The organism is Lysobacterales bacterium, assembly GCA_019634735.1.
GTDB lineage: Bacteria > Pseudomonadota > Gammaproteobacteria > Xanthomonadales > UBA2363 > Pseudofulvimonas.
Genome location: JAHCAT010000001.1, coordinates 321,597 through 337,728, shown reverse-complemented (window position 1 = coordinate 337,728; position 16,132 = coordinate 321,597). Strand labels below are relative to the sequence as shown.

At 70.1% G+C, this 16,132-nt stretch carries 16 protein-coding genes; 11 read left to right on the top strand and 5 right to left on the bottom strand.

The window, feature by feature from the left end:
* The 5 genes from KF823_01345 to KF823_01325 all read left to right on the top strand — a co-directional run bounded on the left by KF823_01345 (position 1) and on the right by KF823_01325 (position 3,741).
* The gene (locus KF823_01345; protein ID MBX3724548.1) at positions 1 to 627 is read left to right on the top strand and encodes an allophanate hydrolase subunit 1; all 627 of its coding nucleotides are present in this window, start codon (positions 1 to 3) and stop codon (positions 625 to 627) included.
* Entirely contained in the window at positions 624 to 1,559 is a 936-nt protein-coding gene (locus tag KF823_01340; GenBank protein MBX3724547.1) for a biotin-dependent carboxyltransferase family protein, read from the top strand. Before KF823_01345 ends, KF823_01340 begins: the two co-directional genes overlap by 4 nt.
* 205 nt (positions 1,560 to 1,764) lie before the next feature.
* Positions 1,765 to 2,400 (top strand): hypothetical protein, encoded by a 636-nt coding sequence (locus KF823_01335; GenBank protein MBX3724546.1) that lies wholly within the window; start codon positions 1,765 to 1,767, stop codon positions 2,398 to 2,400.
* A gap of 20 nt (positions 2,401 to 2,420) precedes the next feature.
* A complete protein-coding gene (locus KF823_01330) occupies positions 2,421 to 3,050 on the top strand; it encodes a hypothetical protein (protein ID MBX3724545.1) in 630 nt (209 codons plus the stop codon).
* 13 nt (positions 3,051 to 3,063) lie between these two features.
* Entirely contained in the window at positions 3,064 to 3,741 is a 678-nt protein-coding gene (locus tag KF823_01325; GenBank protein ID MBX3724544.1) for a hypothetical protein, read from the top strand.
* A gap of 117 nt (positions 3,742 to 3,858) precedes the next feature.
* Here KF823_01325 and KF823_01320 read toward each other — a convergent pair whose 3' ends face one another.
* Together KF823_01320 and KF823_01315 are read right to left on the bottom strand one after the other, a co-directional pair.
* On the bottom strand, positions 3,859 to 5,895 hold the full coding sequence (locus KF823_01320; protein MBX3724543.1) for an amidohydrolase family protein: 2,037 nt from the start codon (positions 5,893 to 5,895) through the stop codon (positions 3,859 to 3,861).
* Between the two features lie 185 nt (positions 5,896 to 6,080).
* Positions 6,081 to 7,808 (bottom strand): cation:proton antiporter, encoded by a 1,728-nt coding sequence (locus tag KF823_01315; GenBank protein ID MBX3724542.1) that lies wholly within the window; start codon positions 7,806 to 7,808, stop codon positions 6,081 to 6,083.
* 307 nt (positions 7,809 to 8,115) lie between these two features.
* On the opposite strand from KF823_01315, the gene KF823_01310 reads away from it, so the two are divergent.
* Both KF823_01310 and aqpZ read left to right on the top strand, forming a co-directional pair.
* A complete protein-coding gene (locus KF823_01310) occupies positions 8,116 to 8,799 on the top strand; it encodes a YkgJ family cysteine cluster protein (GenBank protein ID MBX3724541.1) in 684 nt (227 codons plus the stop codon).
* Between the two features lie 126 nt (positions 8,800 to 8,925).
* A complete protein-coding gene (gene aqpZ / locus KF823_01305; protein MBX3724540.1) occupies positions 8,926 to 9,663 on the top strand; it encodes an aquaporin Z in 738 nt (245 codons plus the stop codon).
* Positions 9,664 to 9,848: 185 nt separating this feature from the next.
* Here aqpZ and KF823_01300 read toward each other — a convergent pair whose 3' ends face one another.
* Both KF823_01300 and KF823_01295 read right to left on the bottom strand, forming a co-directional pair.
* Positions 9,849 to 10,352, bottom strand: coding sequence for a hypothetical protein (locus KF823_01300; protein ID MBX3724539.1), 504 nt, complete (start codon positions 10,350 to 10,352; stop codon positions 9,849 to 9,851).
* Entirely contained in the window at positions 10,349 to 10,771 is a 423-nt protein-coding gene (locus KF823_01295; protein ID MBX3724538.1) for a hypothetical protein, read from the bottom strand. Before KF823_01295 ends, KF823_01300 begins: the two co-directional genes overlap by 4 nt.
* Positions 10,772 to 11,108: 337 nt before the next feature.
* Here KF823_01295 and KF823_01290 point away from each other — a divergent pair, with 337 nt between their 5' ends.
* The 3 genes from KF823_01290 to KF823_01280 all read left to right on the top strand — a co-directional run bounded on the left by KF823_01290 (position 11,109) and on the right by KF823_01280 (position 13,904).
* Positions 11,109 to 11,591: a YajQ family cyclic di-GMP-binding protein gene (locus KF823_01290; GenBank protein ID MBX3724537.1), complete on the top strand. Its 483-nt coding sequence runs from the start codon at positions 11,109 to 11,111 to the stop codon at positions 11,589 to 11,591.
* A 194-nt stretch (positions 11,592 to 11,785) separates the two neighbouring features.
* Positions 11,786 to 12,823 carry a DKNYY domain-containing protein gene (locus KF823_01285; protein MBX3724536.1) on the top strand — a complete coding sequence of 346 codons (1,038 nt, stop codon included), beginning with the start codon at positions 11,786 to 11,788 and terminating at the stop codon, positions 12,821 to 12,823.
* 97 nt (positions 12,824 to 12,920) lie between these two features.
* The gene (locus KF823_01280) at positions 12,921 to 13,904 is read left to right on the top strand and encodes a DUF2059 domain-containing protein (GenBank protein ID MBX3724535.1); all 984 of its coding nucleotides are present in this window, start codon (positions 12,921 to 12,923) and stop codon (positions 13,902 to 13,904) included.
* Between the two features lie 264 nt (positions 13,905 to 14,168).
* Here the strand turns inward: KF823_01280 and KF823_01275 are convergent, their stop codons facing one another.
* The gene (locus tag KF823_01275) at positions 14,169 to 15,506 is read right to left on the bottom strand and encodes a hypothetical protein (GenBank protein ID MBX3724534.1); all 1,338 of its coding nucleotides are present in this window, start codon (positions 15,504 to 15,506) and stop codon (positions 14,169 to 14,171) included.
* Positions 15,507 to 15,718: 212 nt separating this feature from the next.
* Between KF823_01275 and KF823_01270 the strand changes: the two genes are divergently transcribed.
* Positions 15,719 to 16,036 carry a hypothetical protein gene (locus tag KF823_01270; protein ID MBX3724533.1) on the top strand — a complete coding sequence of 106 codons (318 nt, stop codon included), beginning with the start codon at positions 15,719 to 15,721 and terminating at the stop codon, positions 16,034 to 16,036.
* The last annotated feature ends 96 nt before the right edge of the window (positions 16,037 to 16,132 follow it).

Sequence of the window (16,132 nt, the reverse complement as noted above, 5' to 3'; positions counted from 1 at the left end):
GTGAGGATCAGGCCCTGCGGCGACGACGCGCTGCGCATCGAACCGGACGATCCGGGCGCCCGTCATGCCCTGGCCGAGCATCTGCGCAGCCTGGCCGTCTGGAAGGAGGTGGTTCCGGGTCGAACCGGCGTCACCGTGCAGATCGATCCGGTCCGGCATGGACTGGCGCAGGCCCGGGCCTTGCTGGAGAAACAGGTCGACTGTCGGATCCCCGGTCTTTCCGAGGCGGCTGGGAAGCGCAACCTGACGGCCGTCTTCGGCGGCGAGGCGGGTCCGGACCTGGCGGCACTCGCCGCGCTCAACGGCATGGCGCCTGCCGAGTTCGTCGCCCGTATCTGCGGCGCCGAGCTGCGGGTCGACCTGATCGGCTTCACGCCGGGATTCGCCTACCTCGACGGGTTGGATCCGGCCCTGCGTGCTGCGCGCCTGGCCACGCCACGCCGACGCGTCGCGGCCGGATCGATCGGCCTGATCAGCGGCCAGGTCGGCCTGTACGTGTTGCCGGGGCCCGGCGGCTGGCCGTTGGTGGGACGGCTTTGCACGCCGCTGTTCGATGCCGCGAGTGCGCAGCCGTTCAAGCTGCGGGTCGGCGAGCTGGTCCGGCTGGTCTCGGTGCAGCCCTCATGAGCCTGGAGGTCCTGGTCGGCGGGCCGCAGTGCACCGTCCAGGGCGCGCCGCGCATCGGACTTCGACACCAGGGCGTGCCCCTGGGGGGTGCGGCCGACCCTCTGTCGATGGCGCTGGCCAACCGGCTGGTCGGCCAGCCGGCCTGGGCCACGGCGCTGGAGGTCGCCCTGGGTCCGGCACGGCTTCGGTTCGGGGCAGCGGTCTGGTTCGCCGTGACCGGTGCCCAGGCGGCGCTGCATCTGGCGGGTGCGCCGGTCTCCTGGCACCGGGTTCTGCACGCCGACGCCGGGGACGAACTGTCGATCGGACCCTGCCGAGCCGGGGCGCGCGTGTATCTGGCGGTGGCGGCCAGATTCGATGCCGAGGTGTTCCTCGGCTCCACCTCGACCCATCTGCCGGCGGGCGTCGGCGGCCACAAGGGCCGCGCCCTGCGCACCGGGGACGTGCTGGGCTGGACGGATGCACGCGAGGCCGATCCTCGCCTGGAAACGCCCCAGTCGCTTCGCCCGCCCCTCAGCCGCCGTTGGACGCTGCGCGCGGTCGCCGGCCCTGACTGGCCGGTCGCCGCCGGCTGGCCGGCGACGGTCGGGCTGCGTGCCGGCGGCCGGATGGACCGCATGGGCGTAGCGCTTTCCGGCGAAGTCCTGCCCGGTTTCGATGCGTCGTCGTCGCACGGCAGCGAAGCGGTGTTTCCGGGCGCCGTCCAGTGCACGCCCGATGGCCAGGGCTTCCTTCTGCTTGCCGACGGCCAGACCACCGGCGGCTACCCCCATGTGCTGCAGGTCATCCGCGCCGATCGCCATCTGGCCGGCCAGATCCGTCCCGGCGACGCAGTGCGTCTGGCCGGCATCGATCAGCGCGCCGCCGAGGCAGCCCTGGCCTACAAGCAGTCGCTCCTGGCGGATTGGCTGCCCGGGTTCCGGCTTCCCTGATCCGCAATCCCACACTCGCCGGGAGCACCGCCCACCCCGGCCGGCCCGCTGCCCCGACCGACCGATCAGGTGCAGCCTGCTGCCCGCCATGGCATGACAGGGCCGCCTTTTGCGTAACTACCTTTGATGGTCATGCGCTGGTCGGCAAAGACGCTGCCGGTGCGGGGTCCCCGGTTCGCGGGGAAAACTGAGGAGGAGAGTGACTATGAGCGGTATCGTGTCATTGACGGCGGCCCTCGCCGTCGCGTCCCTGTCGGCTTCGCCGATCCAGGACAATGGCGTCACCGGGGAGTGGCGCATGCATGTCGGATCGCCCGAGGCGCCGGTCACCCTGGACGTCGAGTTCGATCCTTCCGATGCCGGCGTCGCCGGCGTGCTGCCGAGCACCGGCTGGGTCAACGCCCTCGGCTTCGAGATGCGCGGACGAAACTCGACGCTCGACTACGCGACCAGTACCTCGGCGGGTTCGATGTGGTGCCTGGCCAGCAGCACCGAGAACTTCGCGGACATCCGGCTGCACGTGCCGCACAACGCCCGCATCAGCTTCTTCCGGATGTGGGGCTTCGATGGCTCGGCCGACCACGACCTGGCCTCGTTCCTGTTCGAGAGCTGCCTGCCCAACCTGTCGGCCGGGTCACCCGTCAACACGGTGCTGGCGCAGCTTGCGAGCTCGGGCTCGCCCGGCAGCTTCACCGAAACGATCAGCATCCCCACGCCACACCCGGTCACCGACACCCGGAACTGCACCTACTGGGCGAGGGCGCGCTTCGCATCGGCCTGCCAGCCGGGCGGCGGCCTGATCCTCAGGAAGTTCCGCATCCAGTACACGCTGGTGCCCTAGGACGAGAACCGGAGACGACCATGAAGACACTGGCATGCATCACCCTGGCCATGGCCGCGACAGCCCTGGGCTCCGCGCCGGCCGCCCTGGCGGTCGAGGAGGACCCCCAGGTCATCGCCGGCACCCCCGATCTCGGCTTCTACCGGCAGGACTTCCGCTCCCAGGTGGGCATGGGCGCCCGTCGAGCGGCACCCAGCGCCCGCTATCGCAGCAGCGACGGCACGTCGTCCTACAACTGCAACAACAACGCGGCGGGCGGCGAGCGCACCATCCGCTACCCGTTCACGGTGCCCGACAGCCGGGTCCTGGAATGGGTCCGGGTGTGGGGCGTCAAGGGCGCATCGACCTCGGACCTGACGCTCAATGTGCACCGCAGCTGCATGGCGCAGAGCCAGGTCACCCCGACCACCGACCTGATCGTGGGAACCACGCTGACCTCAACCTCCGGCCAGTTCTCCACGACCCTGTTCGCGGGCAACAACGTACCCAACAACCTCGACTGCAAGTACTGGCTGGAGGTGGTGTTCGGCAGCAATGCAACGGCATGCGCAGCCAACCACGTCAACCTGCGCATCTACAAGATGCGCATCCAGACGCTGATGCCCGACCGGCTGTTCCGGCATGGCTTCCGCATTCACGTTCCGGGTTGAGGAGGCCCCGACCATGAAGATCATTCCCGTACTGGGCACCCTCGCTGTGCTGGCCTGTGGCAACCTCGCCGCGCAACCCTCCGAACCGGTCGAATGGATCACCGATCCGGCCGAACTGGCCGCCCGCGGCTTCGATCCGAACGGTCCGCCAATCCAGCGGCTGATCATCGAACCGGACACGCGCCCCCTCGCCGAGCGCCTGGCGGAACGCGAGCTGATCGAGAGCGCCGTCGATGTCGGTGGCGGCGACGTGCGCTGGGCCAGCGTCCAGGCCACCGATTTCATGCTGCTCGGCGACGAGGCGGCCTACACCACCCAAGGCAACTTCAATTTCAGCTGCCTGGAGGGCACGCCGACCAACCTGTTCGCGGACGCGCCGATCCACTTCCGCGACGACCGGCGCCTGCGCTTCTTCGATGTCTGGACCCACGACTCGAGCGCCGGCGGCGATGTCGAGGTCCTGCTCTACCGCGTCTGCCAGCCGGCGTTCGACGCGGAGGCCCCAGTGGTCACCGAGCTGGCCTCGCGAAGCAGCACCGGCTCGGGCGGCAACCAGTTCAGCTTCGTCAGCATCCCGGGCGTGGTCCACAGCCAGAACAGCACCTGTTCTTACTGGGTGCGGACGCGCTTTCCGAACTGCTCGGCCGGCATCGACCTCAAGGTGCTAAAGGCCCGGGTGATCTGGGACTGACCGACCCTCGGTGACCGGCGCGGTCCGCCCCTGGCCCGGGCGGATCGCGGCGGTCCGGAGGTTGGACCAGGCGTCCCGATCCGGCAGGGCCGGGTCGGGGCGCTGTATCGGCCCGCCTCAGCGGGCGGCCACGGGCTGGGGCAAGGTCAGCGCAGGGGCCGTCGCGAACGGCCGGGTGCCGAACTCGGCATGGATCTGCGGCGGGTAATAGACCGTGCCGTCCTTGACCACCATGCGGATCGCCTTGAGTGTGCGCAGGTCGGCCAGCGGGTCGCCGGCGACCAGGAAGAAATCGGCCAGCTTGCCGGTCTCGATCGAGCCCAGGGACTGGTCCTGACCCAGGTAGCGGGCCATGTCCAGGGTCGCCAGGCGCAGCGCCTCGGCGCGGCTGAAGCCGACCTCCTCGAACAGCTGCAGCTCGCGGTGGAAGGTCAGCGCGCCGCCCAGGTCGGTGCCTGGGATCAGTTGCACGCCGCGCTCGCGCAGCGCCCGGACCGTGGCCAGCAGGGTTTGCCAGGCCCCGGCATAGGCCTCACGGTCGCCCGGCGCCGACATGTCCGACCAGGCCCGGCGCGCGTCGCGCTGCACGCCCACCGGCATGTGGTCCAGATAGTCGGCCGCGCCGCGCGGCACCTCGCCGTGCTGGTTGAGCAGCAGGTTCTCGTGGATGGCGATGGTCGGCTCGACCGCCACCTTGTTGGCGACGATCGCATCCATGGTCCGCCGCACCCGGGGCGAGTCCAGATCCAGGCCGTCCAGGCGCTTGAGCGCGGTCAGGCGCAGCAGGGTCCGGGTGTCCTCCTCGGGCTCGAGCACCCAGCCCAGCATGATCTGGTTGATGTGGGTGAGTTCGTCGTAGCCGGCCTCGATCATGGCATCGGCGTTGCTGAAGGCCGGCACGTGGCCGGTGGCGCGCAGCCCCAGCCGGTGCGCCTCCGCCACCGCCGCGGCGCTCCAGGCCGGGTTCATGCTGTTGTAGAGCTTGACCTGGTGGAAGCCCCGGGCGGCATACCAGCGCACCGCAGACAATGCCTCCTCTTCGCTGGCTACCAGCATGCCGTTGTTGGAGCTGTAGGGGCTGCGGCCCTCGATGAAGCCCGAGCGCACGATGCGCGGACCGGCGATGGTGCCGGCCTCGATGCCGTCGATCATCGCGGCCAGCACGGCGTTGTCGTTGCCCATGTCGCGGATGCTGGTGACGCCGGCGGCAAGATTGAGCAGCGCCGCTTCCTGGCCGGTATGGCCGTGCATCTCGAACATGCCCGGCACCAGGGTGCCGCCCTCGCCATCGATCAGCACTTCGCCCGGGCTGGGTGTCGCCCCGGCCGGCTGCACGCTGGCGATGCGCCGCCCGGATACCACCACGTCCACGGCCGCCGAAAGTTCCAGGGTTTCGGGCTGGAAGAGTCGGACATCCCGGATCCGCACGGGCGCGTCGAAGCGCTGCGCCAGCCGCTGCTGCATGCCTTCCAGGCGCTCGCGTCCGAGACGCTCCGCCAGGGCGCCCAGCCGCTCGTGTTCGGCTTCATGGCCTTCACGGACGATCACGAAGCGCGGCGAGATCACCGCGAAAAATGCCGCTTCCTCGTCCAGGAGGAAGTGGGTCGGGCCCAGCGACAGGCCACTGATCGAGTGCACACGGACCTGCCGGCGGCCATTGCCCTGCCCCACCTCGAACATCTCGCCCACCTCGAGACGGAGCTCCCCGGCCGGCAGTACCGGCAGGCTGCGGTCCGGGGCGGCGAGCAGGGCGCGCGCGTAGATGCCAAGCGCCCACGGACTGGCACCCTGGCCGATGTACAGGCGCCCACCGCCCTCGGCCGCGCTGCCCTCCCCCGTGCTGTCGGTCCAGCGTGCCGACCGGCCTTCCCGGGCGAAACGCTCCTCCACCCGGCTGCCGAACGTGCTGGTGCCCTCGATGGTCCATGTCGACGGCAGGCCATCGGCATCCAGGACCAGGGACTCGGTCATGGTCGGCCCACGACCGTTGTTCTTGAAATCGAAGTCGATGGCGACCCGCCCGCCATCGACCGTTGCCACCAGGTGGCCGACACGGGTACCGGCAACCAGGACGCTGTAGCGCTGTTCGTCGGGCTGGGCGAGCGCCGTGCCGGCGGACAGGACGGCTGCCAGCAGCACGCAGGATCTCGACATGAGCGACTCCAGAAAGGACACCCCGCCACTGTCGGCCATGGCCACCCGCAGGGCAAGGCGGACTGCCGTGGACCGACGGCGGCCTGTCGCTTGCCAGGGGGCCGGGAAGCACGAACGCGCAAGGCGCGGGTAGCCGCCAGCCCGCAACGCCCTGCGCCTCCACTGCAGGGCAGTGTCGGTGCACGCTACCCGGGCCGACTTCCGGATGCCCCGGCGTCAGGAGCCGCGACCGGCCGGTAGCCCCAGTCGCGAACGCCCTGGATGGCCTCGTCGACGTCCTCGGTGGGAACGTCCAGCATGCGCAGGGCAGTGCCAGCCAGTCTGAGGCTGGCCTCGATGATTTCCGGATAGGCATGGACGGCGCCGGCCTCGAGCAGCCGCGTGCTCGAGGCCAGGTCGCGGGCGCGCGCAAGCACGGGCACTTCCGGGCACAACCGGCGCAGGTGGCTGACCGCCGCCAGGGCGATGTCCGGCTGGTCGACGGTGATCACCACCAGGGCCGCGCGCTCGACATGGATTGCCGAGAGCAGTGCCGGGTCGCCGATGTCGCCGTAGAAGACCGGGTAACCGTCGGCGCGCCCCTGGGTCACCCGGGCCGGGTCCGGGTCGAAGGCGATGAACGGCACGCCGCTGGTGTGCAGCATCACCGCCACGGTGTGGCCGACCCGGCCATAGCCACCGATCACTACCAGGCGTTGGGCATCGACCGGCAGCTCCGCAGTCTCCACGGCCTTGGCCGTCGGTTTTTCGCGCGCGCCGGCCAGACGCGCGGCAATGGCGCCGTTGAAGCGGACCAGCACGGCGCCCAGAACCATGGCGAACAGCACCGAGGCGATCGCCACCTGGCCCAGGCGATCGTCCAGGACCGTTGCGTCGAGAGCGATCGCCACCAGGGCCAGGCCGAACTCGCCGCCCACCGAGAGCAGCAGTCCGGTGCGCCAGGCGGTCTGCAGATCGATTCCGGTCCGTCGCACCATCGCCGCCACCAGCAGCGTCTTGCTGGTGAGGATCAACAGCGCGCCGAGCATCACCAGATGCCAGATCGGCGGCAGTGCAAGGGGGTCAAGGCGCATGCCTATGCCGATGAAGAACAGGCCGAGCAGGACGTCCCGGAATGGTCTGACGCTGGACTCGACCTGATGCCGGAACTCGGTCTCGCCCAGCATCATGCCTGCGAGGAATGCCCCGAAGGCCAGCGACAGGCCGAGCCCGAAGGTAGTCCAGGCCGCCAGCAGCGCAACCAGCAGCACGGCCAGCGTGAACACCTCCGCGGAACGCCGCTGCGCGACCAGGAGGAACAGCGGCTTCAGCAGCCAGCGCCCGGCCAGCAGCACCAGCGCGAAGGCGAATACCGCCTTGGCCAGCGCCCAGGCCAGGGTGCCGGCCAGCACACCGGCGCCGACCGCCGTGCCCAGCACCGGGATGATCACCAGGAAGGGCACCGCCGTAACGTCCTGGAACACCGACATGGCCAATCCCAACCGGCCGTGCCGGCTGTTCTGCTCGCCCTGCTCGGCCAGCAGGCTGGCGATGATGGTGGTGGACGACTGCGCGAACACGGCACCGAACACGAAGGCCACCGGGAGCGGCATGCCGGCGAGCCACACCAGCAGACCGACCAGCCCGGTGGTGAAGGCCACCTGGCCACTGCCCAGACCCAGTACCTGGTGGCGCAAGGCCTGCAGCTGCGGCAACGAGAAGTTCAGGCCGATGGTGAACAGCAGGAACACCACGCCGAACTCGGCGAGCTGGACCAGCTCGGGCATGGCGATGTTCGGCCCGAAGGTGTAGGGCCCGAGGATCAACCCGACCAGCAGGTAACCCAGGCTGGTCGGAACGTGCAGCCGCTGGCAGATGAGCACGACGCCGAGCGTCACAGCCAGCAGGAGGAGAATCTGCGCGAGGTTTTCCATGGGCCTGGTTGGAGAACGTTCCAGCGGCGAGGGACCTGGGCCGATCATTCTAGTCAACGGTGCCGTTCTCAGCGTGCAGTTGCCGCCGCGCGCGCTATGGAAGGATGTGCATGCACCCGTCCGGCGGCTGCCGCGTCCTGCCGGCTTTGGCCTGCCCGGTCAGCGCTCACTCCTGCCCGCACTCCGATCGACCGGATCGTCCTGCAGAGTCTGCGCCGCAATGGTCCTGCAGCCGATCGTGCAGGACGTCGGAAGGCGGTGAGTGCCCCTGCGCGTATGATCGGCAGCCTGGAGACCAGCGGGCGACATGGACGAGACGGAGAAACTTCGGGAGCAGGCCCGCCAGGCGACGCGGGCGATGGCCCCGGCACGACCGGCGGCCGGCGATCTGGAACGCGCCCGACGGGGCGCCCTGCGCGTGCTGGATGGACAGCTTGCCCGGCTGCCGTCGGCGGTGCGCGGCCAACTGGCGTGCCGGCGCGGGTGCGCGCTGTGCTGCCACCTGCGGGTTGCGGTCACCGCCGTCGAGGTGCTCGCGCTTGCCGCCTATATCCGAAGCCAGCTCGACGAGGCGGGCTTCGTGGCATTGCGGGAGCGGATTGCAGACAGCGCGGCGCAACTGCATGCGCTGCCCACCGGACGCCTGTTCGCCACCAACCTGCCCTGCCCGCTGCTGGCGGCGGACGGCGCCTGCAGCATGTACGCGGCGCGTCCGTTCAACTGCCGCGCCTACCATTCGCTGGACTACGCCGCCTGCCTGGCGTCGTTCCAGCAGCCCGAAGATGCCACCCTCGGCCATCCCCGCAGCGTCGCGGTGGCCCGCGTCCACGCCGGTGTCCAGCAGGGTCTGCGCGAGGCCGGAGAGACGGCCGGCACCGACACCGATCACTACGAACTGGTCACCGCTCTTGCGGAAGCCCTCGGCGATCCAGGCGTCGATGCGCGCTTCGCCGCCGGCGAGACGGCCTTCCGGACCGCACTGCGGCTTTAGCCTTCTGTCGCCATCGGCGGCCACCCGCATGCGCCGGGGCGGGGCCGGCCCCGACCGGGTCCTGGCCTTCGAGGTGCGTTGGCGTATGCTGGGCCACGCGCGATTTCCAGTGCGAGGGAGGACATCATGAGCAAACGACTGTTCGCCGAGTTTCTCGGCACGTTCTGGCTGGTCCTGGGTGGTTGCGGTGCCGCCGTGCTCGCGGCGAACTTCGGCGGCGCGGGGAACCCGCTCGGTATCGGGTTGCTGGGCGTCTCGCTGGCGTTCGGTCTGACCGTGCTGACCGGCGCCTATGCGTTCGGGCATGTCTCCGGCGCCCACTTCAATCCTGCGGTCAGCCTCGGACTGTGGGCCGGCGGACGCTTCCCGATTCGCGACCTGCTGCCCTACGTGCTGGCCCAGACGCTGGGCGGCGTCGCCGCCGGGCTGCTCCTCTGGCAGATCGCCGGCGGCTCGCCCGCCTTCTCGCACGATCCGGCCGCAGCCGGCAACTTCGCCAGCAACGGCTACGCGGCGATGTCGCCAGGCGGCTATAGCCTGACCGCCGCGCTGCTCGCCGAAGTCGTGCTCACTGCGATGTTCGTGGTGGTGATCATGGGCGCAACCCACCACAAGGCCCCCGCAGGCTTCGCGCCGATCGCCATCGGCCTCGCCCTGACGCTCATCCATCTGATCAGCATTCCCATCACCAACACCTCGGTGAACCCGGCGCGATCGTCCGGGGTCGCCCTGGTGGCGGGCGGCCCGGCGCTGACGCAACTGTGGCTGTTCTGGCTCGCCCCCCTGGCGGGGGGCATGGCCGGTGGCCTGATCTACGCCTGGCTGGGTCGGGAGGACCGGCCGGCCATCACCGGTCACGGCTGATTCCGGGGCCGGCGGCGGTGGCCGCCTGTCGGACCTTGCAGGCCAGGGACGGCCCGCTGGCGCGTGGCCCGGTCGCCGGGACCGGGCCCAGGCGCCGGGAGGCTGATTCGCCAGCGCCCAGCCCGGGTGTTTGCTGAGGGTGCGTGGCGAAGGCCGCGCAGTGGCGGTCTTGTCAGGTTTCCGGGTCAGCCGCCGGGCAGGAGTTGCGATGGCGGACAGCTCAACCGGGTCTCCATGCGCGCCGTGCGCTGGTCGAACTGGCGTTGCTGCGCTGTCACCGACAGCCCCCCTGAGAACAGCGTCGCCTCGGCGATCACCTCGGCGGGTAGGGTCGTGCCGAACCGGTTGGCCAGCGAGAACCGGTAGCTTTCCTGCCAGTCGCCGGTGCCGCACCGGTTCTGTCCGGCGATCGAGGGCTCGAAGGTGGATCCGAACGGCGACACCAGCGGTTCGCCGTTGATCTTGATGTCGATGCACTGGTTGTTGGACGAGCGCAGGCTCACGGAAACCTCGGCCAGCGGCGGACCGGGGCGATCCAGGCAGAGCACGGGCGGACTGAGCGACACGCCGAGTATCTCCCCGGTGGTTTCGGCCCGGGTTCCCGGCGGACGGGAGGTGCCGACGATGCTCGCCACACCGGCAAGGATCACCGCCGCGGCAAGCAGCGGCCTGCTGCGCATGGATTTCATGGATTCGACTCCTCGCTTGGGGTTGGTTGGATGGATCCCGGCGCCGGCGCGCCGGTCGGAAACAGGACGATCGCCAGCACGGCACCGGCGATCGCGGCCAGGACGTCCAGCGGATCGGCCTGGCAGCCCAGGCCACCGGGGAACAGCGCGTGGCTGCCGTACAGCGCCCCGCCAAGGCAGGCCAGCTCCGCCAGCAGGGCCACGGACACCCAGAACGCGCCCGCGATCAGGGCGACCCGGCGGCCCCCGCCCATCGCGACGCCTAGCAGGCACGTGAATGCGAACGCGTGCAGGGCGCTCGGCCACCAGCCGCCGAGCATCGCCGGGCAGGCCACCGGTGCCCACCTCGCGTCCAGCCAGCCCAGCAGCCAGGGCGGTTCGGGACGGCATGCGCGATACAGCAGTGCGCCTAGCAGCAACGCCAGGGCGGCAACGGTCAGCAGCTGAGCCGCCCGCCTGCTGTCCGCCCGCGGTGGCTCTCGCCTGCGCGGGCCGGGCACGCCCTGCCCGGCAAGTCGTCCGGTAGATGACGATCTCGCCCGGGGGTGCCGATGCATGCGATGTCCCCGAATGCCCATGCCCGCCACCGATCCGTGATGCGTCCCTATCCTTGTCACGGCAACCGGATCGGGTTTTTGCCACGACTGGAGCTTGTCGCCGGGTCCGAACGCCTGGACCGGGCGACCGACGCGCCGTCTGCCGGAACGATGCGTCCCACCGGCATTACAATGGCCGCTCCCGATCCGTCTCCTGCCCATGCCCTCCTTCGACATCGTCTCCCAGGTCGACAAGCACGAGCTGACCAATGCCGTCGACCAGGCCAATCGCGAGCTGGCCACGCGCTTCGATTTCCGCGACACCGAGGCTCGCTTCGAGCTGGCCGAGCCCTTGATCACCCTGCAGGCACCCAGCGAATTCCAGCTCCAGCAGATGCACGACATCCTCAAGGCGCGGCTGATCGCCCGGAAGATCGACATCCGCTGCCTGGACATCGCCGATCCCGAGGTCAACCTGGCCGGCGCCCGCCAGAAGGTCACCGTGAAGCAGGGCATCGAGGCGGCCCAGGCCAAGAAGCTGGTGGCGGCGATCAAGGCCGCGAAGCTGAAGGTCGAGGCCCAGATCCAGGGCGACAAGCTGCGCGTCACCGGCAAGAAGCGCGACGACCTCCAGGCAGCGATCGCACAGCTCCGGGCGGGCGAGTTCGAGCTGCCGCTCCAGTTCGAGAATTTCCGCGACTGAGCCGGCATGCCGCGCCCGGCGCCGGCGCGGCACGAGGCGGCCCGGTCCCGGTCGTCCTCGGGTAGCGGCTCCGAGCGCAATGAGGCATTCGCCGCGCTGCCTGCGCAGTACCCAAGGCAATGCCGACGGGCCGCCTCCGGCCGGCCCCGACACGACCGACTTCCCTCACCGACACAGCTACCGCGGCTTCGCCCATGCCTGCCCGACCTGCCGCCGCGATCACGCTCCTGTGCGCCCTGCTGACGGCGGTCGTGGCGTCTGCGCCGGTCCGGTTGCAGGCCGATGCCGGATCGCAACCTGGCGGTGAGCCCGATTCTGACTACCGTCGGAACTGGCGGGGGCAGCCCTACTGGTGCCGGGGCGGCAACTGCCTGGCCCATGGCCGCCGGCGCATGTCCGGCGCCGACCCGTCCAGCTTCAGGCCCCTGACCGGTGGCTATGCCGTCGATCGCCACCGGGTCTGGTTCCAGGGCCGCGAGGTCGAGGCCGGCGACCCAGGCACTTGGCGGGTGCTGGCGCCTGGGTTTGCACGGGACCATCGCCATGTCCATGTCGGTGGCCATGCCGTGCCCGGGCTGGATCCCGACCGGACCCGCTACCTGCCCCGCCACTACCTCGCCGACCACCGGCAGGCGCTGTATGGCGAGTTCCAGGAAGAGCGCCCGTTCTTTCGCCGCCTGGCCGATGTCGATGCCGATCGCCTGGCCCTGCTGCCTGGCTTCAGCGATGTCCTGGCCACCGATGGCGCCCGCCTCTACGTCGCAGGAGAGCCCGTGCCGCTCGACCTGGAGGCGGATTTCCGGCCGCTCTGGTCGGGCGGCGGCATCGGCCTTGCTTTCGCCTCCGGCGGCCGCCTGCACCTGCTCTCCCGATCGTCCGGCGTCGATCCGCGCTCCCTCGCGCACCGCGTTCCCGCTCGCAGGCAGGACCGGCTGCTCAGCCTGCAGGTCTCCTGGCAGGGCGACGGCCACTGGGGCCTGGCCGACGGCCACCTTCTGGTGGTCGCCCACCAAGGCGATCTGCTGGTGCTGCGCGAGGGCGTTTCCGAGCTGCGCCGGCTGCCAGACACGCCCTTCCATGCCGTGGTCGACGGCCACCTGCTGTTCCGCCACCCGAACCGCCCCCCGGAGCTGATCGATCTGGGTCCTGCCAAGGAGGGTCTCCGGGTGATCGATGCCTGGGTGGTGGAAAACGGCGGCAGTCGGTGGAAAGGCGGAGTGCTCGATCCTTGAACGCTGCGCCTGCGGCGTCCTGTTCGCCCCTGACCTGCCCAGCCCACACCCAGCGCTGGTCCAACCCTGTCCTGTGCCCGTCTTCGGAGAACTTCCTGTGCAAACCTGCCGACCGCTGATGCTGTGCTTCCTGTGCCTGCTGTCCGCCCCCCTGGTGGCCGAACAGCTCCCCGGCGGCGACCCGGCGCCGGGCGCGCCCCAGGTCCTGGCCGCAGACGGCCAGGCCGCTCCCGACGCCGCGCGTGAAGCGAAAATCGCCGGACTCATCGAAGCGCTGGGCTACCGTGAACAGGTGGCACGGGGCATGGCGCGCATGGGCACGGCCGCGGCACAGCGGCGCGTCGAGCGCACCAAGGACCGGCGCCAGCGCGAACAGCGCCTGATCCGCCTGCGGAACCTGGCAGACCGCTTCGAGCAGACCTTCAACTGGGATCGCATCCAGCCCCTGATGGTCGCGTCCTGGCAGGACCACCTGGACGACAGGCAGGTCGATGCGCTGACGGCGTTCCTCGAGACCGAGGCCGGCCGTCTCTACGCCAGCAAGGGTCAGGTCGTGATCAACGAGGCGGCCGTCGACCAGGCCATCCATCTGGATGCCGCGATCGATGCCGTGTTCGATCGACCCGCCGATGTCGCGCCGCCCAGGTTGCCACGGGTCCGCGAGCCGGCGCCCGGCAGCCATGCCGGCCTTGCGCTGCGCTGGCTGCGCCTGCACGATCCGGCGCATGCCCAGGTCTTCGCGGAGCGCAAGGCGCTGGGCCTGGAAGGCGCGCGCACAGCCTTTCAGGCCGCGGCGGATGAAACCGGACTGCCGCCGGAGTACCAGAGGATCCTGGACGCCTACGAAGCCGAGATCAGGCTGGTCGACCTGGAGCAGATCGCCGTCCGTCGCGTGGTCCGCGAACTCAGTCGCGCCGAGCTGTCGATCCTTGCCGAGGCCTTCGACACGCCGGCCATGCAGTCCCTCGCCGCTGCGCGGGCACGGGCCGACCGGGCCAGCGGCGAGCGTCTGGGCGAGCTGGTGCAGCAGGAGATGGCCGGCGGCCTGATGTGGGAGCTGCTGCGCGTGACGATCGACTAGCAGGCTGTTGAAAAACAGCCTGCTGGCGGCGGTCATGGATGGTCGCTCGGCGAAGCAAGTGCGTAAGCAGTTGATTCGACGGGAGCCCGTCGGGACATGCGCCGGACGGGCGACTTGAAAAACGACCAGGAAGGTCGTTTTTCAACAAGCTGCTAGCGCGGCCGTTTTCTGACGACGCTCAGCGAGGACGACGATTCCTGCGCCCTGACGGGCAGATCGGTTGCCCCAGTCCCGACGCTCCGGGGCTCCCGGGCCGGGCCGGCCTCAAAGGGGCGGCAGCGACTCGAACCCTGACGCGAAGATCGTGTCGGACTGCCGCTCGAGCGCCCCCAGGTCGGTGAGTGCTGGCGGCGAGCGGCGCATGGTCCCGGCGAAGTCCCGCTCGGCATCCGCGCGGCGCGCCACCTGGGACAGGGCCGGGGTCGCCTGCGCGGTCAGGCGCAGGTCGCCCGCGGCGGCGTCGACGAACCAGGAGGTCTGGGCCGATGTGACGTTGTGCCCCAACACCGGTACCGCCCCGTTGCGCGGCATGATCGCGGCATCGGCAAGGTTGCCATGGACCTCCACCCCGGTGGCGCCTGCGTAGCGGACCTCGACGGCATTGCCGTAGCGCCCGCGGGTCAGCACCGTGTTGTGCAGCAGTCTGGCGTCGGGGGAGGTGGTGTACAGGGGTACGTCTACGGCATAGCTTGCGCCGACGTCCCAGCGCACCAGGGAGTTGCGCACCATGCCGCGCAGGTGGTCGGCCGGGCCGATCAGGCCCAGCGCGACGCCGCGCGAGGAGTCGAGGATGACGCTACGGTCCACCACGGTGTCCATCGACCCCTGCCAGGCCAGTATCGCCGGGCCGGCGAGACTGCCGTCCTGGCAACGGATGTCCCGTATCAGCGAATCGCGGATGGTCCAGCGGTGGCCGCCGGTGATGTCGATGCCGTTCGTGTAGCAGGTGTTGGGCGGGCTGGCATGCGGATGGGCGACCGCACCTTCGGTATAGAAGGCCTCGACGTATTCGACCAGCACATCGTCCGCGCCTGCCCCGGAACCCTTGATCAACTGCTGTCCGGCATCGAACACGCGCAGATTGTAGAGATGGATGTCGCGCGCACCCTGCGGACCCTCGATGCCGATGCCGTGGTAGAACACACCCGACACGCTGAGGTTGGCGATCGTCACCTGCCGGGCGGTGAACACCTGGAAACCGTAGGGAACCCGGGCATCGAGCATTCCCGCGCCCCGGATGACGACATCGCGCGGATCGTCGGTCGCGCCCCGGATCACGATATTGTCGATCGGCGCCGCACCGAAGCGGCCGACGGTCAGCCTTCCGTCGACGCCGTTGGGGAAGCTCACCGACGCCAGGTCGTAGGTGCCTGGCGCGATCACGATGGCCCGGTTGCTGGCCAGGTTCCAGCAGGCATTGGCCAGCGCTTGTGCGGTCGCCACGTGGACGACGGTGTACTGCTGCGGGTCCGGCATCGGCAGGACGGGCGCCTGCGCGGGCCAGCGCGCGTGACCGGCCGGAACCCACAGCATCGCGACGATCGCCAGCACGACGCCCCGGACGTCGTGCACGACCGGCGCTGCGAGCACGGGAGCGGGCATGCGGTCAGCATAGCCGGACCGCCCGACCCGCGTCATTCAGCGGCGCGGCTCCGGCCTGCGCGTCGGGGCGTGTTTGCGGCTGGAGATCCTCGCCCGCATACTGACTCGACGCAGAAACGATCCCGGCGCACCGCAGGGTTTCCTCGGGAGTTTGGATCATCGCAAGCCCGCAAAGCTTCGCGGCGCAGCCTGACTCAGGAGTGAGTCCTCCCATGGGCGACCCGGCACATCAGCGATACTGGTGGCTCTGCCTGCCCGAGATCATCGGGCTCTTCCTGCTGGGCGCCGCCACGCTTGTGCTCGGCGGCCTGGCCATCATCGGTTGGTCGGTGGAACGCTGGGCCGCCGGCGCGCATGCATCCGTTGTCGGCGTGGCGTCTGTCGCCATGCTGTCCCTGTGCGCCTTTGCCGTCGCGACGCGAGGAAGGCGTCGCGCGCTCGCGCTGTTGGCGGTGGTGGTCTGGGTGGGCCTTGTGGCCTGCATCCTGGCCGGTTACGGCATCTCCATCCCACCGGGATGGTGGTCCTAGCCGCAAGGGCTCGAAGCGCCAGCGACCGTGGGTGATTCGCGCGCAGCCGCGCGCGTTGCCGGTTGTCGAACGCGCACGGTCAGCACGCCGACACGT